22 protein-coding genes, 2 tRNA genes and 2 pseudogenes are annotated in these 22,168 nt (G+C 46.0%); 9 read left to right on the top strand and 17 right to left on the bottom strand.

The features are described from left to right. Positions 1 to 44 precede the first annotated feature (44 nt). The 4 genes from prmB to AC121Z_RS11330 are packed head-to-tail and all read left to right on the top strand — an operon-like array spanning position 45 to position 4,171. Positions 45 to 971, top strand: coding sequence for a 50S ribosomal protein L3 N(5)-glutamine methyltransferase (prmB, locus tag AC121Z_RS11345; protein ID WP_498124132.1), 927 nt, complete (start codon positions 45 to 47; stop codon positions 969 to 971). Positions 972 to 974: 3 nt separating this feature from the next. After that, entirely contained in the window at positions 975 to 2,075 is a 1,101-nt protein-coding gene (gene aroC / locus AC121Z_RS11340; RefSeq protein ID WP_498124131.1) for a chorismate synthase, read from the top strand. A 28-nt stretch (positions 2,076 to 2,103) separates the two neighbouring features. Beyond that, positions 2,104 to 3,240: an MFS transporter gene (locus AC121Z_RS11335; protein ID WP_498124130.1), complete on the top strand. Its 1,137-nt coding sequence runs from the start codon at positions 2,104 to 2,106 to the stop codon at positions 3,238 to 3,240. A 19-nt stretch (positions 3,241 to 3,259) separates the two neighbouring features. Further along, positions 3,260 to 4,171, top strand: coding sequence for a TolB family protein (locus AC121Z_RS11330; protein ID WP_498124129.1), 912 nt, complete (start codon positions 3,260 to 3,262; stop codon positions 4,169 to 4,171). A 118-nt stretch (positions 4,172 to 4,289) separates the two neighbouring features. On the opposite strand, the gene AC121Z_RS11325 is transcribed toward AC121Z_RS11330, so the two are convergent. Further along, a complete protein-coding gene (locus AC121Z_RS11325; RefSeq protein WP_498124128.1) occupies positions 4,290 to 4,871 on the bottom strand; it encodes a Fe-Mn family superoxide dismutase in 582 nt (193 codons plus the stop codon). 223 nt (positions 4,872 to 5,094) lie between these two features. Between AC121Z_RS11325 and AC121Z_RS11320 the strand changes: the two genes are divergently transcribed. Both AC121Z_RS11320 and AC121Z_RS11315 read left to right on the top strand, forming a co-directional pair. Continuing rightward, on the top strand, positions 5,095 to 5,448 hold the full coding sequence (locus AC121Z_RS11320; protein ID WP_498124127.1) for a Grx4 family monothiol glutaredoxin: 354 nt from the start codon (positions 5,095 to 5,097) through the stop codon (positions 5,446 to 5,448). A 177-nt stretch (positions 5,449 to 5,625) separates the two neighbouring features. Then, positions 5,626 to 6,495, top strand: coding sequence for a transporter substrate-binding domain-containing protein (locus AC121Z_RS11315; RefSeq protein ID WP_498124126.1), 870 nt, complete (start codon positions 5,626 to 5,628; stop codon positions 6,493 to 6,495). 19 nt (positions 6,496 to 6,514) lie between these two features. On the opposite strand, the gene AC121Z_RS11310 is transcribed toward AC121Z_RS11315, so the two are convergent. Further along, positions 6,515 to 6,709 carry a (2Fe-2S)-binding protein gene (locus AC121Z_RS11310; protein WP_498124125.1) on the bottom strand — a complete coding sequence of 65 codons (195 nt, stop codon included), beginning with the start codon at positions 6,707 to 6,709 and terminating at the stop codon, positions 6,515 to 6,517. A 293-nt stretch (positions 6,710 to 7,002) separates the two neighbouring features. Between AC121Z_RS11310 and AC121Z_RS11305 the strand changes: the two genes are divergently transcribed. Further along, complete coding sequence (locus tag AC121Z_RS11305; protein WP_498124123.1) at positions 7,003 to 7,608, top strand: peroxiredoxin; 606 nt, start codon at positions 7,003 to 7,005, stop codon at positions 7,606 to 7,608. A gap of 67 nt (positions 7,609 to 7,675) precedes the next feature. Here AC121Z_RS11305 and rnt read toward each other — a convergent pair whose 3' ends face one another. Next, on the bottom strand, positions 7,676 to 8,311 hold the full coding sequence (gene rnt / locus AC121Z_RS11300; RefSeq protein ID WP_498124122.1) for a ribonuclease T: 636 nt from the start codon (positions 8,309 to 8,311) through the stop codon (positions 7,676 to 7,678). A 288-nt stretch (positions 8,312 to 8,599) separates the two neighbouring features. Here rnt and AC121Z_RS11295 point away from each other — a divergent pair, with 288 nt between their 5' ends. Further along, a complete protein-coding gene (locus AC121Z_RS11295) occupies positions 8,600 to 9,406 on the top strand; it encodes a flagellar protein MotY (RefSeq protein WP_498128224.1) in 807 nt (268 codons plus the stop codon). On the opposite strand, the gene glpQ is transcribed toward AC121Z_RS11295, so the two are convergent. From glpQ to AC121Z_RS11270, 5 genes and pseudogenes are all read right to left on the bottom strand, one after another. Further along, the gene (glpQ, locus tag AC121Z_RS11290; protein WP_498124121.1) at positions 9,403 to 10,461 is read right to left on the bottom strand and encodes a glycerophosphodiester phosphodiesterase; all 1,059 of its coding nucleotides are present in this window, start codon (positions 10,459 to 10,461) and stop codon (positions 9,403 to 9,405) included. The two genes, AC121Z_RS11295 and glpQ, sit on opposite strands and share 4 nt — an antisense overlap. Continuing rightward, positions 10,458 to 10,841: a lactoylglutathione lyase gene (gene gloA, locus AC121Z_RS11285; protein WP_498124120.1), complete on the bottom strand. Its 384-nt coding sequence runs from the start codon at positions 10,839 to 10,841 to the stop codon at positions 10,458 to 10,460. The genes glpQ and gloA overlap by 4 nt, the downstream gene beginning before the upstream one ends. Before the next feature lie 11 nt (positions 10,842 to 10,852). After that, positions 10,853 to 10,984 (bottom strand): annotated as a pseudogene (locus AC121Z_RS11280) (iron-sulfur binding domain-containing protein); the annotation flags it as partial. A gap of 24 nt (positions 10,985 to 11,008) precedes the next feature. After that, entirely contained in the window at positions 11,009 to 12,817 is a 1,809-nt protein-coding gene (locus AC121Z_RS11275) for a hypothetical protein (RefSeq protein WP_498124119.1), read from the bottom strand. Positions 12,818 to 12,976: 159 nt separating this feature from the next. Then, positions 12,977 to 13,225 (bottom strand): annotated as a pseudogene (locus tag AC121Z_RS11270) (iron-sulfur binding domain-containing protein); the annotation flags it as partial. A 126-nt stretch (positions 13,226 to 13,351) separates the two neighbouring features. Between AC121Z_RS11270 and AC121Z_RS11265 the strand changes: the two are divergent. Next, positions 13,352 to 15,484, top strand: a complete 2,133-nt coding sequence (locus AC121Z_RS11265) for a hypothetical protein (RefSeq protein ID WP_498124118.1) — start codon at positions 13,352 to 13,354, stop codon at positions 15,482 to 15,484. 37 nt (positions 15,485 to 15,521) lie between these two features. Here the strand turns inward: AC121Z_RS11265 and nth are convergent, their stop codons facing one another. From nth to AC121Z_RS11220, 9 genes are all read right to left on the bottom strand, one after another. Further along, a complete protein-coding gene (gene nth / locus AC121Z_RS11260; protein WP_498124117.1) occupies positions 15,522 to 16,154 on the bottom strand; it encodes an endonuclease III in 633 nt (210 codons plus the stop codon). An 18-nt stretch (positions 16,155 to 16,172) separates the two neighbouring features. Continuing rightward, positions 16,173 to 16,877: an electron transport complex subunit E gene (locus AC121Z_RS11255; protein ID WP_498124116.1), complete on the bottom strand. Its 705-nt coding sequence runs from the start codon at positions 16,875 to 16,877 to the stop codon at positions 16,173 to 16,175. Continuing rightward, complete coding sequence (gene rsxG, locus AC121Z_RS11250) at positions 16,874 to 17,515, bottom strand: electron transport complex subunit RsxG (protein WP_498124115.1); 642 nt, start codon at positions 17,513 to 17,515, stop codon at positions 16,874 to 16,876. The genes AC121Z_RS11255 and rsxG overlap by 4 nt, the downstream gene beginning before the upstream one ends. Before the next feature lie 12 nt (positions 17,516 to 17,527). After that, entirely contained in the window at positions 17,528 to 18,580 is a 1,053-nt protein-coding gene (rsxD, locus tag AC121Z_RS11245; RefSeq protein ID WP_498124114.1) for an electron transport complex subunit RsxD, read from the bottom strand. Positions 18,581 to 18,582: 2 nt separating this feature from the next. After that, a complete protein-coding gene (gene rsxC, locus AC121Z_RS11240; protein ID WP_498124113.1) occupies positions 18,583 to 20,580 on the bottom strand; it encodes an electron transport complex subunit RsxC in 1,998 nt (665 codons plus the stop codon). After that, positions 20,580 to 21,149, bottom strand: coding sequence for an electron transport complex subunit RsxB (gene rsxB, locus AC121Z_RS11235; protein WP_498124112.1), 570 nt, complete (start codon positions 21,147 to 21,149; stop codon positions 20,580 to 20,582). Before rsxB ends, rsxC begins: the two co-directional genes overlap by 1 nt. Continuing rightward, positions 21,149 to 21,730, bottom strand: coding sequence for an electron transport complex subunit RsxA (rsxA, locus tag AC121Z_RS11230; RefSeq protein ID WP_498124111.1), 582 nt, complete (start codon positions 21,728 to 21,730; stop codon positions 21,149 to 21,151). Before rsxA ends, rsxB begins: the two co-directional genes overlap by 1 nt. Positions 21,731 to 21,870: 140 nt before the next feature. After that, positions 21,871 to 21,947 (bottom strand) — tRNA-Asn (locus tag AC121Z_RS11225). A 20-nt stretch (positions 21,948 to 21,967) separates the two neighbouring features. Beyond that, positions 21,968 to 22,044: transfer RNA gene (locus AC121Z_RS11220), tRNA-Asn, on the bottom strand. Between the last annotated feature and the right edge of the window lie 124 nt (positions 22,045 to 22,168).

Here is a 22,168-nt window from a genome sequence, read left to right as displayed (position 1 = left end):
TTTCGGTATGATAGCAGGCATTACTCGTTGGTTTAACTTTTGCAATGACTGATAAAATTTATCTTGATCAAGCCATTAACGATTTGGCCAGTATTTTGGATCTCGTACGTTGGAGTGTAAGTCGCTTTAATGATGCCGATTTGTATTTTGGCCACGGTACCGATAACGCGTGGGATGAAGCCGTGACATTGGTGATGTCAGCATTGCATTTACCGCAGGATCTTACGGATTTGACTGGCGATGCATTATTTCACGCAAAGCTTACCCATAGTGAGCGACAAAAAATTGCTGAATTAGTGTTAAAACGTGTACAAACCCGTTTGCCATTGCCCTATTTAACCAATCAAGCGTGGTTTTGTGGCTATCCCTTTTATGTCGACGAACGAGTGCTTATACCGCGCTCGCCCTTCGCAGAGCTCATTCAGCAGGCGTTTGCCGGCTATGTGGACGAGCCCAAAACAATTTTAGATTTGTGTACCGGTGGCGGTTGTATCGCAATTGCCCTTGCGCACGCCTTTCCCGATGCTGATATAGATGCATTGGATATCAGTGCTGATGCGATTGATGTAGCGAATATTAATATTCAAGAACATGGATTGGAAGCGCGCGTTGTGGCAATGCAATCCGATGTTTTTTCTGCACTCACAGAACAACGCTACGATCTAATTGTGTCTAATCCACCCTATGTTGACGCCGAGGATATGGCGGATTTACCCGCAGAATTTCAACATGAGCCAGAGCTAGCCTTGGCAGCAGGAAACGATGGCTTGGATCTAGTCGAAACTATTATTCAGCAAGCGGCGAACTACTTAACTGATGGTGGCTGGTTATTTGTTGAAGTCGGTAATTCAATGGTCCATTTTGCAGAACGTTTTCCCGGCTTGACGGTAGAGTGGATAGCCTTGGAACAAGGGGGCGACGGTATTTTTGCAGTCTCTAAAACGGCGTTAATCGATTACACACAAGGATAATTCATGTCAGGAAATAGTTTTGGCAAATTATTTACCGTAACAACCTTTGGTGAAAGTCACGGTATCGCTATCGGCGGCGTCGTGGATGGTTGTCCTCCCGGACTCGAGCTACATGAATCCGATTTGCAAGGCGATCTCGATCGGCGTAAACCAGGAACGTCACGTTACACCACGGCTCGTCGCGAAGATGACGAAGTACAGATACTATCTGGCGTATTCGAAGGTAAGACCACCGGCACATCGATAGGCTTGTTGATTAAAAATAAAGATCAGCGCAGTCAGGATTACTCTAAGATTGCCGATCGATTTCGCCCAGGTCATGCGGATTACACCTATCAGCAAAAATACGGTCTACGCGATTATCGTGGCGGTGGTCGTTCATCAGCACGCGAAACCGCAATACGTGTTGCTGCTGGTGGTATTGCGAAAAAATACTTGAAGCAAGTGCATGGGATTGAAATTACTGGATACTTGTCGCAATTGGGTCCTATCGAATTGGCATTAAAGGCGCCAGAAAGTATTAACGATAACCCATTCTTCTGTCCTGATCCTGAGCAATTGGATGCGCTTGATGCTTATATGCGTGATTTGAAAAAGTCGGGTGATTCCATTGGCGCTAAAGTGTCAGTAATAGCCACTAATATGCCTGTTGGGTTAGGTGAACCGGTATTTGACCGTCTTGATGCGGATATTGCACATGCCATGATGGGGATCAATGCGGTAAAAGGCGTGGAAATTGGCGATGGATTTGCCGTTATCGAGCAAAAGGGCAGTGAACACCGTGATACATTGACTCCACAAGGTTTCACCAGTAACCACAGTGGTGGTGTATTGGGAGGAATATCCAGCGGGCAAGATTTGATAGTACATATGGCGTTAAAGCCTACGTCAAGTATCTCGGTTCCCGGCGAAACCATTACGGTCAATGGTGAAGCAACGGATATCGTCACTAAAGGTCGACATGACCCATGCGTGGGTATTCGTGCAGTGCCGATCGCTGAGGCCATGTTGGCGATTGTCATAATGGATCACCTATTGCGCCATACCGCCCAGAATGCTCACGTTACGCGAGTTACGCCAACTATTCCCGGCGCCGTCGAATGATCCGTATAGCAAATACAAAGGTCAATGATTGAAACGTCTATCGACCACGTATTTTCTGTATTTTGCGCAATTAGGGATTATTGTTCCGTATTTAGGATTGTTCCTCGATGGTAGAGGCTTCAGTTCTGCGCAAATCGGAGAGTTGTTTGCGTTAATTACCTTCGCTCGTATCTTTGGCCCAGGTATCTGGGCCAGTTTGGCTGATCGCACTGGTCATACGCTATTGGTATTGCGGATCGGTTGTCTGCTAACGGTACTCAGCTTCGCCGGTGTGTTCTGGGCCATGTCATTTTGGACGTTGACGTTAACATTTGGCCTAATGATGATGTTCTGGACCGCGGTTTTGCCGCAATTAGAAGTCATTACGCTCAAGCAAGCTAAAATACGCGAGAAGAGTTATGGTAGCGTGCGTTTATGGGGCAGTATCGGTTTTATTTTGCTGACCATGCTGACTGGCTATCTGCTCGATATTTTCGGTACTGAGGTACCGATTTGGGTAAGTATTAGTATTTTGTCACTATTATTCTTATCGACGTTAGTGTTGGAAGACGTAACGCGTGAACAGCACTCGCAAAAAATCGCTGACAACGGTTGGAAACAGACTAGAACCCCGGTGTTTTTGTTGTTTTTGTTGTCAGCAACCTTGTTGCAAGTCAGTTTTGGTCCGTATTATGGTTTCTTTGCCCTTTACATGCGTGACCTGGAACACTCGGGTCAATTTACTGGTTTTCTGATTGCGCTAGGCGTTGGAGCCGAGGTGATCATCTTTGTGCTAGCTAGCCGTTTGATCCAGCGCTTTGGGGTGAAATGGTTATTGATAACAAGCCTCTTGCTTACGGCTTTACGTTGGTGGATGCTCGGGTTTCACGCTGATTCGACAACGCTTTTAGTGCTATCGCAAACCTTACACGCCTTTAGTTTTGGCCTAACCCATGCGGTCAGTGTCGCTTTTATTCATCATTATTTTACCGCAAGTTTTCAAAGCCGAGGACAGGCCATTTACATTGGCGTTGCTTTTGGGGCCGGTGGCGCGTTAGGCAACTGGCTGGCGGGGCATTTATGGGAGCAGGGTAGTGGCGCAGCCGTCAGCTTTTCGGTTGCGGCAGCATTAGCCATGTTTGCAGCGCTCATATTGTTTCCATTGGCGAAAGAAAAGCTCGCGTAATCGTTTACAGGAGATAGCAATGCGATTAACCCTAACGGCTCTGGCGATGTTCTTTAGTATCGGCTCACTGCATGCTCAGCAACCGCCAGGCTCAGATATTTGGTTAATAACCTTACCCCAACCCAACCTAGCACAACCGGCTAAGAGCCAAGCACAGTGGCAGCAAATCACCGACGCTCCCTTCTACCATAATCAGCCTTACTTCAGTCAGAATGGAAATCTGCTTTATTTCACCGCTGCTGACGAGACGGGGCAAACAGATTTATTTGAGTACGACTTAGCACTCGGTAGCACACGTAATATCACGCAATCGGCAACCAGCGAATATTCGCCAACCCCGAGGTCAGGTCAATCCGCATTATCAGGGATATGGGTTGATGAAAATGGAAAGCAGTGGTTAACCCAGTGGTCACTTACTAAACCTAATCCGAACAAGCTATTGACGCTAGAGCCGATTGGTTACCATGTATGGATAAACGACTCTGAGGTATTGGTTTTTGTATTGGCGACAGAGGATGGAGGCAAGCACACCCTCCAGCGCGCAACCGTTTTGCCCGCGCCTAATAAAGCCAAAATCATTGATGTGGATATTGGTGCTAGTCTTTGGTCGATCCCGCATCAATCAGCTAAATTCAGCTATTCCAAACGGGTTGGCGATACGCATTACTTAATGGAGTATGATGCCAGAGAGGATAGCACACGCCAGTTAGCGTTGCTGCCAGCCAGTAGCCAATATTATGCATGGACACCCGCCGGTCAGGCGGTAACCGTTAATGCAGAACAAAACGGGTTAATACGCTGGGAATATCGCACAGCCGATGGGTGGGAGCCTTACTTGTCGTTCGCTGATCATTGCCCTGCGGGCGCCAGTCGCATGGCTTTTAGTCCCAATGGAGAGCGGTTGGCATTAGTCTGTCCACGCGCTGAGTAATGCATAAAAAAACCAGAGTTTCGCATCAGCCAAACTCTGGTCTTGGATGGGATTTTAGCAAGTCGGTTATTTAGACACTCACTTAACCCCGTCTATTTTTGTATTGTTAACGTGGGGCCTAGGCGAAGTTTTCTGCCGCAAATGCCCAGTTAACTAATGCCCAGAAGCCTTCTAAATACTTCGGACGTGCATTACGATAGTCGATGTAATAAGCGTGTTCCCACAAATCAACAGTGATAAGCGGCGTGACACCTCCTTCTGTGATTGGCGTAGCAGCATTGCTGGTGTTGACGATATCAAGACTACCGTCAGCAGTTTTAACTAACCATGTCCAGCTAGAGCCGAAATTGTTTACGGCCTTATCGTTAAACGCTGCCTGGAAATCGGCAAATGAGCCCCATTTGGCATTAATGGCGTCGGCTAGCGCACCCGTAGGTTCACCACCGCCATTCGGACTTAGGCTGTTCCAATAGAAGGTATGATTCCAAATTTGCGCAGCATTGTTGAATACGCCACCTTCAGAGGATTTTACAATCTCTTCAAGGCTTTTATTTTCAAGGTCAGTACCTTCAATTAAACCATTTAGTTTAGTGACGTAGGTAGCATGGTGCTTACCATGGTGGAAATCCAAAGTTTCCGCTGAGATATGCGGTTCAAGCGCGTTTTTTTCATAAGGTAAAGCAGGTAATTCAAAAGCCATGCGATGGTCTCCGTTATTTTCCTTGATTAAGATTGCAAACGTTATCAGGCATAATAATCGATTAAACCTGACGACAATTTACTTACGTTATTGATATTACTGATTATCAGCTAAATGGGGTCATTTTTTTAAAGGGCAAGGACTTATTTTTACTCAATGATTTGCCTTGAAAGTGACAAGCGTAGTACCTATATTGCCTACATGTCAAAAAATAGAGGCCGTTATGGACGCATACGATAGTCAAGCGACAATAGATAAGATTAAACAGCAGATCGCAGAAAACCCAATTCTGTTATACATGAAAGGGTCACCTAAGTTGCCCAGTTGTGGATTTTCTGCACAGGCATCGCAAGCATTGATGTCTTGCGGCGAACAGTTTGCCTATGTCGATATATTACAAAACCCGGATATTCGCGCTGAGCTGCCGCGCTATGCTGATTGGCCAACATTTCCGCAACTTTGGGTTGACGGTGAGCTTATTGGTGGGTGTGACATTATTCTTGAAATGTTTCAGCAGGGCGAATTACAGCCTCTAATCAAAGAGACAGCAGAAAAACAAACCGAACAAAAAGGGTAAGCAAGCGAGAAGTCATATTCACGGATGTTGCAGTATTAAAAAGCCAGCGTAAGCTGGCTTTTTAATACCCAGCATGGGTTACCTAAGAGCATTGGATTTGCAGCTAGCGCTGATCTGGATTATGTTGAAAGCAAGATTCACGCACTATAACAATGTAGTTAGGGCAGAATATAAAATATGTTTTCTTTTCGCGTAACGATACTCGTGCTTGGGCTGCTGCTGTTTTGCGTAGGCGCGGTCGGGCAAGAAAGAGTATTTCGCATCGGTGTTTTTCAAGATCAACTGCAGTTTTACGATGTGTTACTGGATGAAAACGGTTGTGCGGAATTAGACAATGCAAAATTGGATGATAACCAAGTTGTTTTTGAGTATTTACTGTTCTGTAATCTAGTTAAAGCGAAAGTACCAGAGGCAAAGTTCAGACTGATAGGATTCCCCGTTGTCGCGCGTATTGTTAATGCCTTAGATAATGGCCATGTAGACGCCAGTGGATTTGGCATATGGCAGGGAGAATCAGAACGACCGGGAACTATCCTATCGAATCCATTATTGCGTAAAGGCGAGTTTAATAAAGGGTTATTTGTTAAGCAGCAAACCTTGGATGAGTATTTGCGTGTGGGGGACGCCTTGTTACCGCAACTGATTGCCGTTTCCAATAAAAATTGGACTTATGACTGGCGGCAGCTCGATTGCTCACCACTTAACGTAACGCATGTCGATACTTATTCTCAAATGTTTAAAATAGTCGAGTTAGGTAGAGCGGATGTATTGCCAATAATGTTTGGCTCGCGTGCCGATTTATCGCGGTCGGAGTACGGGATCACACTGCATGCGTTACCGGGGAAAAAGTTAGTGATCCCCGATTCAAGCCATTTTGTGTTTGCCAGTCAGTCTGCCGAGGTACATTTGCTGGTTAATATTATCAATGCCGGGCTGGCTGATCTGCGAGACAGAGGCATGTTATTAGAGTGGTATAACAGAATTGGCGTGTTTCATCCTGAAGTTCGTGACTGGCAACCGATATGTCCGCCTCAGCGAGCACATTGAGACACGCAAGTGGGCGGTTTTAGCCTACTTCTTTAAACAGTGTTTCGTCTATAATTGTGCTATCGATAATTTGCTGTGCCATTTGTACGCAACGACCGCATTCGGTGCCAAGCGAAAGCACTTGGTTTAACTCCCGCAAATTACCGACTCCATGCTCTTGCACGGCTTGTTTTATTGCGCGGTCAGTAACGCCATAACACAGACAGATAAACATGCGGTAACCCATTAAACCTAACTGCAAATGATAATAATTGTTATTTGCATCAAAATCAAGGCAAATGTTTAATCCAATTTACGTTATTTGCTGATGAGTGATTAGGATGACTTTTGAGCAGCTCTATTGCTGTACTTAATGTGCGTGCGATAGTTGTTTTGAAATTTAAGTGTTGATGCGACTTGCATTTATTTAAAGCGCACCAATATATGCTGAAGTTGATTGGTTGCTGAGCGGTGCGATGCCTTCGACCAATCCTTTCCCAAGACATAAACATAAAAATGGAGACTCGCATGAGCGTACTTGTAGGCCGTCCAGCCCCAGATTTTACTGCTGCTGCAGTGCTTGGTAGCGGAGAAATTGTTGATCAATTTACGTTAAGTGAAGCAATCAAGGGCAAAAAAGCCGTTGTATTCTTTTACCCTTTGGATTTCACCTTTGTATGTCCATCAGAACTGATCGCATTTGACAAGCGTTATGCTGAATTCCAGAAGCGCGGCGTTGAAGTTATTGGCGTATCAATTGATTCACAGTTTAGCCACAATGCATGGCGTAATACTGCGATTAATGATGGCGGTATCGGACCTGTTAAATATACTTTGGTCGCTGACGTTAAACACGAAATCTGTCAAGCTTACGACGTTGAGCATCCGACAGACGGTGTAGCGTTCCGTGGTTCATTCTTAATTGATGCGGAAGGTATGGTACGTCATCAAGTGGTTAATGATTTACCTTTGGGTCGCAATATTGATGAAATGCTACGTATGGTTGATGCTTTGAGCTTCCATGAAGAACATGGTGAGGTATGCCCAGCAGGATGGCAAGAAGGCAAAGCAGGTATGGATGCAAGCCCAGCCGGTGTTGCAAAGTACCTTTCAGAAAAGTCTGACGACCTATAAGAGCGTCGAAACAGACAAAAAAGCCAATCGTTCGATTGGCTTTTTTTATTGACATGCGGATATTGGTCTAGCCGTTTGGCGGCGGGGGCCACCCGCCCAAAGCTTGCCACCGATTTACCATATAGCAAAACAGCTCAGCCGTTTTTTGTGCATCATACAGGGCTGAATGCGCCTGTTTTGCATCAAACCGGATACCAGCTGCTTGGCAAGCCTTGATCAAAACCGTTTGTCCCAGCGTAAGCGCCGCTAAGCTGGTGGTATCGAAGGAGACAAACGGATGGAACGGCGTGCGCTTGATCCCTTGCCGTTCGATAGCGGCATTTACAAAGCCCTGATCAAAGCTAGCATTATGTGCCACAATTACGGAGCGCTGACAGTCTGCCTGCTTTTGTAATTTTCGGATTGTTTTGCACAAATCTTTCATGACCTCTGATTCAGCTACTGCACCACGTAATGCACAGTCTGGATCGATACCATTAAAATCCAATGCAGCCTGTTCCAGATTAGCACCTTCAAAAGGGATGACGTGGCGATGGAAGCTTTGATCGGGTACCAGAATATCATCACTATCATATTTCACCGTCACCGCGGCGATTTCAAGTAACGCATCGGTATGGGCGTTAAATCCGGCAGTTTCAACATCGATGATTACGGGAAAATAGCCGCGAAAGCGACTCACCATTGCATTGAGGGCATAGGACATGTATTGCTTATCTTATATAGTCGTTTAAAACTGCGTGAAAACGGTATGACTGCGTATTGCCTTGCAGTATGACAATTTACGCGCTATCTATCCAGTACAGGATTAAACTTTTGCCCTAGGGAGACGATAAAAGATATGATCAGGTTTGGATGTAGAAACTCGCCTATGCTGGCGTCCAAACATCATTGCATTGTCAATTGAGGCAAAGAGGCTTTTATGTTGTTAAAGAAATCACTGGCATTCCTCTGCTTGGGAGTCATCGCAGCTACACCGCATGCATTAGCAAACATGCGCCAGTATGCCGCTGAAGTTGAGCAGTCAGATTGGCATGTGAGCACCGAAACACGTATTGCCTGTGATCTCCAACACGAAATCCCTGGTTATGGACAAGCTGTATTTACTAGCCAAGCATCGAAACAACTCAATATGATGTTTGAGCTCGATATGTTGATGCTGCCGAAACGTTTCGATGTTGCCGCAGTCTATTCCGTGCCACCCAGCTGGATGCCTGGTCAACAACAAAAGCCATTAGCTGAAATGACCATTCGTACTCAGTACGATGGCGATTTACCCGAGTCTACTGCTTGGACCATGCTGAGCGAACTAGAGAAAGGATATTGGCCGACCATTTATTATCAAGATTGGTACAATCGCTTTGATAAGGTTGCAGTAGCCCTTAACGCGGCCAACTTTATTCCAGCCTATCGTCAATTTGTTTCCTGTGTTTCAAACCTCTTGCCTTATAGCTTTGAGGATATCGCCTATACCGTACTGAGCTATAAGAAAAATAGTGTGGAATTAAACAAGTATTCTGAGCGCCGTTTGGCCATGATTGCGGATTATTTGAAAGAAGATCCTGAGCTGGAATTGGTACTGCTTGATGGATACACCGACAGTTACGGTGGCCGCTGGAATAACGAACAGTTATCAATTCGTCGCGCGAATGAAATCCGTGACTTTTTTGCCAATGCCGGCGTCTCACCAGATCGGATTGATGTTACAGGACATGGCGAAAAGCGTCATATTGCTCCGAATAACACTGAAGCGTCACGTGCACAAAACCGTCGCGTGGTGATTCGGATGGCTAAATCCTAGTTGTTATCAAGCAAACTGGATTGCGTTAGGTGGCTGTGAACTACATCCGTTTGATCGGTAAACAATCCGTCGATTTCCAACTCGTTAAATAACTTCTCTAGTAACGTTGGGCTTGTCCATTGCGCGGGTAAATCATCATTGCGAAAAGTATAGGCGTGGACCAGCAATTGCTGCTGATGCGCCCGTTGTGTCAATGTTAGTCCGCTGCTGTCCGGTTGCGCAAGTATTTGCGGTAGCCAAGGGCCAATCCCATCGGCATAACGAGCGATTTCCGTGAGTCCCGCTGTGGACTGCAGATACGCATAATCGCTATCTGATTCCTGCCACTCATTAGCGCCAATCAACTGGATTAGCGGCACTTTAACGCCCAACTCTAAACGAAGCCGCTTTACTTCTGAGAAATCAAAACATTGTAAGTAGACTTTGGCTGATGGCGTATTCAATTGCCATTTGTCTAGTGCAGCAACTGTTGCCTGACTGATATCTTTACCTTGCATGCGATGCCAATCGGGTGCCTTTATTTCTGGATAAACACCCACTTGCTTACTGAAGATTTGATTCAATGCTTGGATCAATTGAATGTGTTCGTCAAAGGTTGCTATTTTAAACGTAGCCCCACCGTTGTAGCGGGTGGGGTAAACCTTCGAGCCATCCGCCTTACGGCGTTCAATGACGGCTAATTGCTTAAGCTCATCAAGATCAAAATCAATCGCATAGTATCTACCATCTTGCCGCTTGCGGTCGGGGAAAACCGCAGCCACATTGGTTACGCGGTCGATATGAATATCATGCAAAACGATCAAGTGGTTATCGCGGCTCATGACCAGATCTTGTTCGATATAGTCAGCACCCTGTTGATATGCTAATAGTGCCGCGTTGAGTGTGTGTTCGGGTAAATAACCACTGGCGCCTCGGTGAGCGATAATTACAGGGGAGGTGGAGAGCTTTGCTTGCTGTTGAGCGGTCTGAGGTTGCGATTGGCAGCCTATGAGTGCAAGTGACATTAGCCAGACTAACAGCAAAGGCATTATTCGAATATTGGCAAGCCAACTCATTGCTTTTCAATTAATTCGATAGCGTAACCATCGGGATCGCGTACAAAGGCAATCACTGTTTTGCCGCCTTTTACCGGCCCGGGAGGGCGGTATACATCAGCGCCTTTCGCGGTCAACTGCGCACAAAAAGAGTAAATATCAGTGACCGCAAATGCAATATGACCAAAGGCATCACCATGCGTGTATTGCTGAGTATCCCAATTGTAAGTCAGCTCTAAGACCGCTTGTTCAGATTCATCAGCATAACCTACAAATGCTAATGTATAACGGTACTCAGAGTTTTCGCTGGTACGGAGTAAGCGCATGCCCATGGTGTCGGTATAAAACTGGATAGAACGGTCTAAATCGCCCACCCGCAACATTGTGTGTAGCATACGCATTTGCAAAGCCTCTATTCGCTGGTTTTCTCTTTAAACTCACATAAGTCTTCAATTATACATGAACCACAGCGCGGTTTGCGCGCCACGCAGGTATAGCGGCCATGTAAAATTAGCCAGTGGTGCACATCCACCTTAAACTCGGCAGAGTAGAAAAGTTGTTTCCCTAGTTAATTAAAATAGTAGGCGTGTTTATCCATAATTGATTGAGCAACTACCTTTAAATCTATGGAATGCCCAGCGCTATAGTCGTAGGTATCTAGGTCAATATTATACATATGGCTTACCCAAATAAATTCGGCTAAATCGAGTAATAAGCCATTGCCATGCCCGTGACCTTTTTGATCTGAAAATATAGACGTATCAGCATTGCTACCTATAAGCTCTGTAACACCTGGCAATTGTCCTGCCTCAAACATATGTCTTAGTTCGATTGCCGCAAAAGCGTATGGTAAATGAATAATCTCAACCTGAGGATAGCTTACCCTGAGTGCATCAATATCGACTTTTATTTTACTATCTATGCCGTCAATAATCGTATTTTCATAAGTGGCTGCATCGCTATAGTCAGCGGGGAAGTCTAACCAAGGTGTGCCTATTACGAATCTGGTATTTGGGTTTTTAGACAAAGCATAATCTATCCAAAGTGTATAACCTTCCATGGTTGGGCTAGCAGTCATACCAAATAATTCAACTTCTCCGGTATCAAGGATAGCTTGAACTGTATTTCTATGGCCTTCGTCCTCCCAAAGTGCGATGGGGGTGCCTGTTTCACCTGGTGAAGATTCTACGTGTTGACTGTGAGCATCAACTCCTAGTCGCGTCATATGAGTAGGAATTTGTCTGGCGATAGGGGCAAAAAAACTGTGCCCCATAAATACAGTGTTATACCCTGCTAAAGGCGTGTCGACTTCCTCATCGACTATGGCAGCGAACTCGGCAAAGTAATGCATTGTGTGAGCGTCATTAGTCCAACCACCATTATCTCCGCGAAAGTCTCCCCACATATCAACATGACGAGTTATTTTTTCGCCGATGCCTAGTTCGTCATAACGAGCTAGAACAGGGTCGACATTCACTGGGTTATGACCGTCATCATCATCAAAATCAGGGCCATAAACCAAATAAGTGATAGGACTATCAAGGGTGATCTCATCCACAGGACTCCATGTGCCCACATCCTGCCATGCTGATTGCGGTAGTGCGTTATACATATAAATACCTTTAATCGATGGATGATTACTGTGGGCTATTTGCCAGCTAATAATCGAGCCACGAGAACGACCACCAACAACAATGTGGTCAGGGTCTAAATTGTATGTATCTGCATTAGCAATTACCCAATCAAACATCACATGCGCATCGGCAATACCTATGGCGGCTTCTTCAGGGCTTTTGATTGTTGGTATAGATTCCCAACTGATAATCGCATAACCTTCGTTGGCGAGAGCATGTAATTCATTTTCGCTCACACCATCAGCTGAACCACCATTGCCATGGGCAAGCAGGTATATAGGCATTGGCTTAGATTGGTCATAGGCTAAGTGAATATTAAGCCACTGGCGATTGGGGTCGTCTGTGCCGTAGGGGATGTGAACATAATCCCATTGTTCGATGCCTGACAGAGGAGTTATTTCAACTTCAACATTAGCAGAGAATTGCCCTCCGTTTCCAGAACAAGAAATTGTATAGACTTTAGTATCTATTTGCACTTCGGTAATGGTTTCGCTACCAGAGGTCGCTTTATCTCCGTACCAATCTCCTGACGCTGTGCAGGAATCTGCGTTAGTCGTAGACCAAGTTAAGGTAAATTCAGAATTTACTTCAACACTTTCGGAGGAGGTTGACAATGTAACAGTTGGACTGGGGGGCGCCGGAGGAGGTACAGAGTCACTATCACTGCTACTGCCACCACCACATGCTGATAATCCTGTGATAAACAACCAACTACAAATCAACAGAAAACGATTATTACGCATACTAACCACCCAACTAAACTACAGATTGAATTAATGGTAGTACAAACTACCAAGAATCAGTTTAGTGTTAAAGGAGGTTTACAAAACTTTACTCGACTTATTTCTGCTGTTTAACCAGTAGCGTTTTACTTTGATATCATTATTTTCTATACAGATTTTTTATTCTGTTTTATCTTTAAATTCACACAAATCTTCAATAATACATGCGCCGCACTTTGGTTTGCGCGCCACGCAGGTATAGCGGCCATGTAAAATTAGCCAGTGGTGCACATCTACCTTAAACTCGGCAGGTACTACCTTTAATAACTTTTGTTCGACCTGATCGACATTTTTACCCATCGCAAACTTAGTTCGGTTCGATACCCGGAAGATATGTGTATCGACCGCAATCGTCGGCCAGCCAAAAGATAGTAAAGTTAGATATAAGCCATGGTAACTGAGGTTATGCCACACGCCTTTACGGATGGTGGGTAAAATTTGAACTGTGGTGGCAAATCCAGTATGTTTAACGCTTAAAAATAATGAGCAGGATGCATGACATTTTTTACTGAGTTAAAACGACGCAATGTGTTTAAGGTTGCCAGTGTCTATTTAGTAACTTGCTGGATTATTTTACAAATTGTTGCGGTGGTTTCGCCGTCATTACACCTGCCTATTGTATTTAGCACCATTACCACCGTTATTCTGGCGATTGCGTTTCCTTTCGTGTGTATTTTTGCCTGGGCGTTTGAACTCACTCCAGATGGGCTTAAACGCACCCATGAGTTGGATGTTAACGAGTCAATTCGCGAGCATACCGGCAATAAAATTAACTATATATTGATCACAGCTTTGATACTCGCGCTGGGCTTCATTGCCTATGAAAAGCTCTTTCTCCCCAATGTCGATGACAGTTTAGAGCGCTCGATTGCCGTATTGCCGTTTGAGGATATGAGCCCGGATAAGTCGCAGGGCTATTTTGGCGACGGCATTGCTGAGGAAATTCTTAATTCATTGGCGCGTTTAGAGCAGTTAGTCGTCATTTCTCGCACCTCATCGTTTAATTTTAAAGACAGCAACACCGATATTCGTGAAATAGGGCAAAAGCTTAATGTTAACTATGTGCTTGAAGGCAGTGTACGCAAAGATAAAGACAAGGTACGTATTACCGCGCAGCTGATTGAGGTGGCAAGTGGTGCGCATATCTGGTCGCAAACATACGACAGAACCCTCGATAGTATCTTTGCCGTGCAGGATGAACTCACCTATGCCATTACCCAGGCACTTAAACTCAATCTATTGCCAGACGATGTATCCCACGAGGTGGGGATGACGACGAATCCAGAAGCGTACGAATTGTTTGTTCAGGGCCGAGAGTTACAATATCAGCGTTTGCCGGAATCGCTGCAGCGAGCGGCCATTGTATTGCAACAGGCACTTGCATTGGATGATCAGTTTCATCTGGCCAGAGCACAATTGTACATGGTATACAAGCTTGCCGCTTACCATGGGGGGTTCTCTATGGCAGAGCGGGATGAAAACAAAGAGAGACTGCTTTGGCCATTGTTCGCGGCCCCTAATTTTCCGTTGAAGTTTTTGGTTCTGGCGGACTATGCGGAAAAGCAAAACAAAGAAGATGTCGTCAACAGGCTGTACGAAAAAGCCTATCAGCTAGCCCCCAATGAACCACTGGTTCAAAATCTCTATCTGTTGAATCTGCAGGACTACGATCGGGTTATTCGTGAACGTGAAAAAATAATCAAGACCAACCCCGAAAGCAGAGTGAACTATGGCAACCTGCTTAGCTTATATGCCGAAACCGGACGCTTTGAGAAGGCTAGAATGCTCTTACGTGAGTATGACCAAAAATTTCCAGATGACTGGACTACCTTTTTTTACTATATCGCCATTATGTTTAGTAACAAGCAAAACATTGACGATACACTGCACTATGTTGAGAACTACGCTGGCCCAAGGCCAGAAACAGACTCTATTGCGATGGTCTCATCGGCACTTCATCTGGTGGAAGGCAATATCGATAGCGCCCTTGGTCACCTTGAAAGGGCGTTGCGTTCATCACCGGAAGCGGACCAGTATATTACCGATAGCCTGGTTTTGCTCGAGCACTTTAAGCAAAGTCAGGCGTTAAGCAATGAGCAGATGTCGCGGTTGGACAAGCTCCCAATTAGTGAAGAAACGGCCACGCTAGCGGGTATTGAATATCAACTAAACCAGGGTAACCCAACGCTTTTTGAGGCGGTTTATGCGTTAAACGCCGATGAAGCCGCTAGGCAGTTTCAGGAGGAAGGTATCAACTACTGGAGTATTCTGATGTATGCCGCTGTCAAAAAACGTCAAGGTGACTCTTCGTTTGCAGAGGCATTGAAGCCATTTTTAGAGCCTGAATTGGTGGATTGCCGCTATCCGGCGCCAGATTATCCGCGGTGTATGTTAGTTATGTATTTGGAGGGAAGTTATTCCCAGGCGCAAATGGCTGCGATCTTTGCAAAATCGCTCCACGCATTATCCTTAAGCTACGTCGGAACCGAAGCTTATATGCTTACGTCACCGGCCTATTATGGTGTCCATGACTTGCCGGAGTTTACCGATAAAGCCAACGCTTTTCTGCAACGAACCTATGCAAAATGGAATCCTGGACTGTTTAGTACCACACAGACTCCGGATTAGGGAGTAAGCTGGTAGACTGCTTATTAAAAATCGTCACTTACTCTGTCTTTTCCTTAAACTCACACAAATCTTCAATAATACAAGAGCCGCAACGCGGCTTTCGGGCAATACAGGTGTAACGGCCGTGCAGAATTAACCAGTGGTGCACATCGACTTTAAATTCTGCAGGTACGACTTTGAGCAGCTTTTCTTCGACTTTTTCAACCGTTTTACCCATGGCCAGCTTGGTGCGATTAGACACCCTGAAAATGTGGGTGTCTACGGCGATGGTAGGCCAGCCAAACGCAGTATTTAACACCACGTTTGCGGTTTTTCTCCCTACGCCAGGCAAGGCTTCTAGTGCCTCTCGATTTTCTGGGACTTGCGAGTTATGTTTGTCTATGAGGATCTTGCACGCTTTGATCACGTTTTCCGCTTTTGAATTATATAACCCGATAGTCTTTATATATTCTTTTAGACCATCTACCCCTAGGGCATAAATAGTTTCTGGCGTATTCGCCACCGGAAACAACTTGGCTGTGGCTTTGTTAACACCAACATCTGTCGCCTGCGCAGAAAGGGTTACTGCGACTAACAATTCAAACGGTGTATTAAAGTTTAACTCAGTCGTTGGGTGTGGATTAGCCGACCGCAAGCGAGTGAGAATTTCATGACGTTTTTGTTTATTCATTAGTCTGTAAATTAATTATCATTCTGCAGTCACACGCGCGCGCTCGACCACTTTCGTCGCCGGTGCTTTGAGGCTTGCGAGTCGCGCGTCCAGCGTGTTTTTAAATGCAATAATGAAGCCCATCGCAAGAAAGGCGCCAGGTGGTAGTATAGCCAACAAAAATGGACTCTCGGTGGTAAAGACTGTAATTGTTAGCACGCTGGCCCAGTCACCCAATAGTAATTCTGCACCAGAAAGCAAGGTACCGTTACCGAGTAGTTCGCGAACGGCCCCTAATACCACGAGAACTGCAGTAAAGCCTATTCCCATAGCCAAACCATCATAAGCTGCAAAGCCCACTGGGTTTTTAGATGCATAGGCCTCAGCGCGGCCGATAATGGCGCAATTAGTGACAATCAGTGGGATAAAAATCCCAAGTGCTAGATAGAGCTCATAGGTAAATGCGTTCATCAGTAATTCGACGACGGTTACAAAAGCTGCAATTACCATCACAAAAATAGGAATGCGGATTTCAGACGGGACCCAGTTGCGTACCAATGATACGGTCACATTGGAGCCGATCAAAACCAGCGTTGTCGCAATTCCAAGGCCTAACCCATTGATCACTGAAGCGGTTACAGCTAACAGTGGACACAAGCCTAACAATTGAACGAGTGCAGGGTTATTGTTCCACAATCCTTGCCAAGTAAGATTCTTTAGTTCTGTTTTGTTGGATTCGTTCATGCTACACCCTCTGTCAATGCACAGTTGATGGGGAGTGCAAACCATTGCTCCTGATACTCTAGGGCGGTGATGACTGTTTGTCTGATCTGGTGAACCACGGCTCGTGGGGTAATCGTCGCGCCGGTAAATTGATCAAATTGCCCACCGTCCTTTTTAACCTGCCAGCGGTCGGCATTTTCAGTGGTCACTTGGGTGCCGAAAAACGACAGGATCCAGTCACTCACTCGCAAGTCAATTTTATCTCCCAGTCCCGGTGTTTCTTTGTGTTCAAGTACCCTAGCTCCAGTTACTACGCCATCTAGGGTTAACCCAACCAGTAGGTGAATATTGCCACTGTAGCCATTCGGGGCTGTGGACTCCACAACAAAACCCACGGGCTTACCCGCTAGGGTGGCACGATAAACTCGCTGTTCACCGTCGCCATACAACTGCGCATTATTGACCAAGGTGCAGGAGCTTGCCAAAGGATTGTCATGGTAAGCTGGTGGCATTACTGCTTCTAATGTTCGTTGTAAAAGAGCCAACCGCTGCTGTTCGATCTCTGCGCGAGTGCCCACATAGGTCAAGGCAATTGCCGCCGTTGTCACGATCGCAAAAGCACTAAGTATTAAGCCGTTTTTGGTTACACTATTAAGCATTTATAGATTCCATTAGGCTTTGTGTCCGTAGGTACGCGGTTGGGTGTAGTAGTCGATCAAAGGTACAGCCATATTCATGAGCACAACAGCAAAAGCAACTGCGTCAGGGTAATTTCCAAACAGACGAATGATCACTACCCAAAAACCAATCAGGATACCAAAAATAAGTCGTCCACGCGGCGTAGTGCTCGCTGAAACAGGGTCTGTTGCGATAAAAAACGCGCCAATAATCGCACTGCCATTGATAAGGTGAAACAGCGGTGATGGGTAACCATCAGGGTTGAGTAAATAGAAAAAGCACCCAAAAGCAGCCACGCCGGCCAACAATCCGAAGGGGATCTGCCAATTAATAATACGTTGTTGGAGGAGAATAATCCCGCCCAATAAATACGCTAAACTTACCCATAACCATCCAGCGCCAAGACTCCCGATAAAAATGTCCGAGTTCAGCGACTCTGAGTAGGTTTGCCCCGATAGTAGAGCCGTTTTAACGTGATCCAGTGGGGTTGCCATCGTGACGCCATCGATATTGCTTTGCAATTGCGCTAGGTTGTAGCCTTCAACCGTGTACTGGGTAAAAACCACAGCAACCGCATCAATTAAAGACACTGATTCATAGGTCAGTGATTGTGGCGGTAACCAGTTGCTCATGTGCACTGGAAAACTGATCAGTAACATTACATAGGCTGCCATGGCAGGATTGAACATATTAAAGCCCAAACCACCGTATAGTTGCTTGACCACAATGATGGCGAATACACTGCCGATTACCACTAACCACCAAGGTGCCAGTGGCGGAATGCTGATCGCAAGCAGTGCACCAGTCAGAACTGCAGAAAAATCCTGTAGCGTGCGCTGTATTGGTTTATTGCGCAGTCTTAATATGCAAGCTTCTGCTATCACAGCACTGATAATCGCAAGGGTTAATTGCAGTAAAATCCCCCAGCCGAAAAATACCAGCTGAGCGAGAATGCCCGGTAGCATGGCATAACAAACTAAACGCATAACTTGGCCGGTATCGCGACGAACATGCTGATGAGGGGAGCTGGTGAGAGAAAGTTTCATACTTAGTTATCGGATCCCTTGCTCGCTTGCTGTGCCTTCTTCGCTTTCGCGCGAGCAACAGCCGCTTTTATCTTAGCTTGCTTGGCAGCCGTGTCAGTAGTCTCGGAGTCACTATGTGTCGCGAGCTCTTCACTTGCCTTTTGCGTTTCCTGTGATGGCGCGGTTGCTGATGTGTTAGCCGCTTTCTTTGCTTTTGCGCGGGCAACAGCTGCCTTTATCTTTGCTTGCTTAGCGTCGGCCTGAGCATTCTCAGAAGTGTTACCTACTGCAGATTCCTCAACTGGCGAAGACGCCTCGTGGTGTTCAGTTGCTGCCGATTGGCTTGCCGCTTTTTTGGCTTTAGCACGAGCTATCGCTGCTTGTACTTTACTTTGACGCTCATCGTCAGCCGACAATTCATCACCTGTCGTGAGCGGCTCCGCGGTTTGGGTTTGTGCCTTCTTAGCTTTGGCACGCGCAAGTGCGGCGGCAATTTTGGCTTTTGCTCCGCTACTTTCTTCTTTGTTTTCAAGTGCCTGTTTGCGTTGTTCTGCCGCCAAACGATGCTTTTCTTCGCGCGCCACTTTCTCAGCTAGCAATCTAGCTTTACGAGCTTCAAAACGTTGCTTGGCTTTTTCTGCTTTATCATCAGCATCTTGTTGATTACGAATATCCGCTTTAGCTTTGCGGTAGTAATGTACCAGTGGAATTTCACTCGGGCACACGTATGCACAGGCACCACATTCGATACAATCAAACAGGTTGTACTCTTGCGCGTTGTCGTACTCTTTTGCTTTGCTATACCAATATAACTGTTGCGGGAGCAGCGACGCGGGGCAAGCGTCAGTACAAAACCCGCATCGAATACAGGCTCTTTCATCCTGCGCACTCACCAGTTCGTCTTTTGCTGGTACCAATAAACAATTAGTGATCTTTACGACTGGAACTGCCAAATTGGCGACCGTGAAACCCATCATGGGACCACCCATAATGACCTGCTGTTGACTTTGTTGGTGAGGTCTATATCCAGCGTGAGATAACAAATGTGCGACTGGAGTCCCCAATAAGGCCCACACGTTTTGTGGTTGTTCTACCGCTTCGCCCGTAATTGTGACCACTCGTTCAATTAACGGCTTACCGGCAAAAACTACATCCGCAATAGCATAGCAAGTGCCGACATTAAACATGACACAACCAACATCGCTAGGTAGTCCGCGCCGGGGCACTTCACGTCCCGTCAGCACTTGGATCAACTGTTTTTCACCGCCAGCAGGATATTTGGTGGGAACACTGATAATACGTATATGCTCATGGTCCTGACAGGCGATACTCAACGCTTTTAAAGCCTCTGGCTTATTGTCCTCGACAGCAACGATAATTTGTTTTGGATTAATCAAATGATTGAGTACATCGATACCTTGGCGAATTTGCCAGGCATGCTCTCGCATCAAGCGGTCATCAGACGTGATGTAGGGTTCACACTCAATGCCATTGATAATTAAAAACTCAATCGGTTTTTGCGGCGCGACTTTAATATGGCTCGGAAAGCCAGCGCCACCAAGTCCAGCAATACCCGCATCACAAATGCGTTCAATCAACGATTGCTTGGTAAGGCTTTGATAGTTCGCAATTGGCGAGAGCTCAGCCCAAGTATCATTGCCGTCCGGATGAATCACAATGGCTAATTCTGGCACCCCTGATGGATGTGCACTCGGGTGTTCTCCGATTTCAACCACGGTGCCTGACGTGGGGGCATGAACGGGCACAGAGTAGGGCAGCACTGAGCGTGTTAGTGGCTGCCCTTTAAACACATATTCTCCAACTTGCACACAGGTTTCACCTTCAACGCCTGTGTGTTGTTTAACTGGTACATAAAGTACTTCAGGCAGTGCTGGGCGTGTTATTGTTGCCGTATTGCTCAGTGTCTTACGTTGTGGTGGATGGACGCCTCCTGGGAAGCTCCATATCGCCCCGGCGTCAAGTTGCTTTATGATGTGTTCATAGGTCGGTGTTATCGCCATTACGACACCATCTTGACCGGAATATCGCCGGCTTTCGTTTTGGTTAAATCCCACTGCCAGGTTTGAGTTGTGGTCTTGATGGGGATCATATCGATACAATCAACCGGGCATGGGTCAACACACAAATCGCACCCAGTACACTCATCAGCAATCACTGTATGCATTTGTTTTGCAGCACCTAGAATGGCATCTACAGGACACGCTTGAATACATTTAGTACAGCCAATACATTCGTCCTCGCGAATAAATGCGACCTTTTTTACATCTTCAACGCCATGTGCTGCGTCTAAAGGCTTTGCTTCTACACCCATGAGATCGGCCAGTTTCTTGATCGTTGCTTCACCACCCGGAGGGCACTTATTTATATCGTCGCCGTTGGCAATTGCTTCTGCGTATGGTTTACATCCGGGGTAACCGCATTGTCCGCATTGCGTCTGCGGTAGGATACTGTCAATTTGCTCGACTAAAGGATCGCCTTCAACGCGGAACTTAACCGCAGCAAAACCGAGTACAGCACCAAATAAAAGCGCCAATACACCCAGTGAGATAATCGCTGCTAACATCGTCATTAGAATTTAACCAGCCCCACAAATCCCATAAACGCCAATGACATTAAACCTGCCGTTATCATACCGATGGCGGCGCCTTTAAATGGCACGGGAACGTCGGCTGCGGCTAAACGCTCGCGCATCGCGGCAAACATTATTAAGACCAGTGAAAAACCCACTGCGGCTCCGAATCCATAAAAGATGGACTCTAAAAAGGAGTGCTGTTCGGTAATATTTAACAAAGCCACCCCCAACACCGCGCAATTCGTCGTAATCAAAGGCAAAAATATACCTAACAAGCGATATAAAGTAGGGCTAGTTTTATGTACAACCATTTCGGTGAATTGAACTACAACCGCGATGACCAGAATAAAACTTAATGTGCGCAGGTATTCGATGCCAAGCGGAGCCAAAATGTAGGTCTCGACCAAATAGGACGACATCGAAGCCAGCGTTAACACGAAGGTAGTCGCCATCGACATACCGATAGCCGTTTCTAGTTTGCTGGAAACCCCCATAAACGGACAGAGGCCGAGAAACTTGACCAAGACAAAGTTATTGACCAGTACGGTACTTACCAACAATAAGAAGAATTCAGTCATCTAATAAGCGTCTTTGCGTTGGGTGCCACGATGGCAAGAATGCAACTAAACAAGCGAATGATGATTATCGCTGTTTACGCAACAATTAACAACTTGATAAATCTATGGTTATTGCAGAAATTTACGGAGCAACACAAAAGTGGCTCCCCCTCCCCGACTTGAACGGGGGACCTGCGGATTAACAGTCCGTCGCTCTAACCAACTGAGCTAAGGGGGAACAATTTTGTGCGTGAAAAGTGGCTCCCCCTCCCCGACTTGAACGGGGGACCTGCGGATTAACAGTCCGTCGCTCTAACCAACTGAGCTAAGGGGGACCTGCTTTTCAACGGACGCGAATATTAAAGAGCAAGCGCATTGGTGTCAACATCTGGATGCGCTATTTTTTAAAATATCTCTTAAGCGATCTTTTTTTAACCAATCACACGAAAGGGTGCCTTC

The organism is Alteromonas sp. DYW1 (genome assembly GCF_059752595.1).
Note: the sequence above shows the minus strand (reverse complement) of the source record. Positions and strands in the feature narration are given on the sequence as shown.

Coding starts and splice junctions, on each gene's coding strand:
- prmB (WP_498124132.1), top strand. CDS start 45: ATGACTGATAAAATTTATCTTGATCAAGCCATTAACGATTTGGCCAGT.
- aroC (WP_498124131.1), top strand. CDS start 975: ATGTCAGGAAATAGTTTTGGCAAATTATTTACCGTAACAACCTTTGGT.
- AC121Z_RS11330 (WP_498124129.1), top strand. CDS start 3,260: ATGCGATTAACCCTAACGGCTCTGGCGATGTTCTTTAGTATCGGCTCA.
- AC121Z_RS11325 (WP_498124128.1), bottom strand. CDS start 4,871: ATGGCTTTTGAATTACCTGCTTTACCTTATGAAAAAAACGCGCTTGAA.
- AC121Z_RS11320 (WP_498124127.1), top strand. CDS start 5,095: ATGGACGCATACGATAGTCAAGCGACAATAGATAAGATTAAACAGCAG.
- AC121Z_RS11315 (WP_498124126.1), top strand. CDS start 5,626: ATGTTTTCTTTTCGCGTAACGATACTCGTGCTTGGGCTGCTGCTGTTT.
- AC121Z_RS11310 (WP_498124125.1), bottom strand. CDS start 6,709: ATGTTTATCTGTCTGTGTTATGGCGTTACTGACCGCGCAATAAAACAA.
- AC121Z_RS11305 (WP_498124123.1), top strand. CDS start 7,003: ATGAGCGTACTTGTAGGCCGTCCAGCCCCAGATTTTACTGCTGCTGCA.
- rnt (WP_498124122.1), bottom strand. CDS start 8,311: ATGTCCTATGCCCTCAATGCAATGGTGAGTCGCTTTCGCGGCTATTTT.
- AC121Z_RS11295 (WP_498128224.1), top strand. CDS start 8,600: ATGCGCCAGTATGCCGCTGAAGTTGAGCAGTCAGATTGGCATGTGAGC.
- glpQ (WP_498124121.1), bottom strand. CDS start 10,461: ATGAGTTGGCTTGCCAATATTCGAATAATGCCTTTGCTGTTAGTCTGG.
- gloA (WP_498124120.1), bottom strand. CDS start 10,841: ATGCGTATGCTACACACAATGTTGCGGGTGGGCGATTTAGACCGTTCT.
- AC121Z_RS11275 (WP_498124119.1), bottom strand. CDS start 12,817: ATGCGTAATAATCGTTTTCTGTTGATTTGTAGTTGGTTGTTTATCACA.
- AC121Z_RS11265 (WP_498124118.1), top strand. CDS start 13,352: ATGACATTTTTTACTGAGTTAAAACGACGCAATGTGTTTAAGGTTGCC.
- nth (WP_498124117.1), bottom strand. CDS start 16,154: ATGAATAAACAAAAACGTCATGAAATTCTCACTCGCTTGCGGTCGGCT.
- AC121Z_RS11255 (WP_498124116.1), bottom strand. CDS start 16,877: ATGAACGAATCCAACAAAACAGAACTAAAGAATCTTACTTGGCAAGGA.
- rsxG (WP_498124115.1), bottom strand. CDS start 17,515: ATGCTTAATAGTGTAACCAAAAACGGCTTAATACTTAGTGCTTTTGCG.
- rsxD (WP_498124114.1), bottom strand. CDS start 18,580: ATGAAACTTTCTCTCACCAGCTCCCCTCATCAGCATGTTCGTCGCGAT.
- rsxC (WP_498124113.1), bottom strand. CDS start 20,580: ATGGCGATAACACCGACCTATGAACACATCATAAAGCAACTTGACGCC.
- rsxB (WP_498124112.1), bottom strand. CDS start 21,149: ATGACGATGTTAGCAGCGATTATCTCACTGGGTGTATTGGCGCTTTTA.
- rsxA (WP_498124111.1), bottom strand. CDS start 21,730: ATGACTGAATTCTTCTTATTGTTGGTAAGTACCGTACTGGTCAATAAC.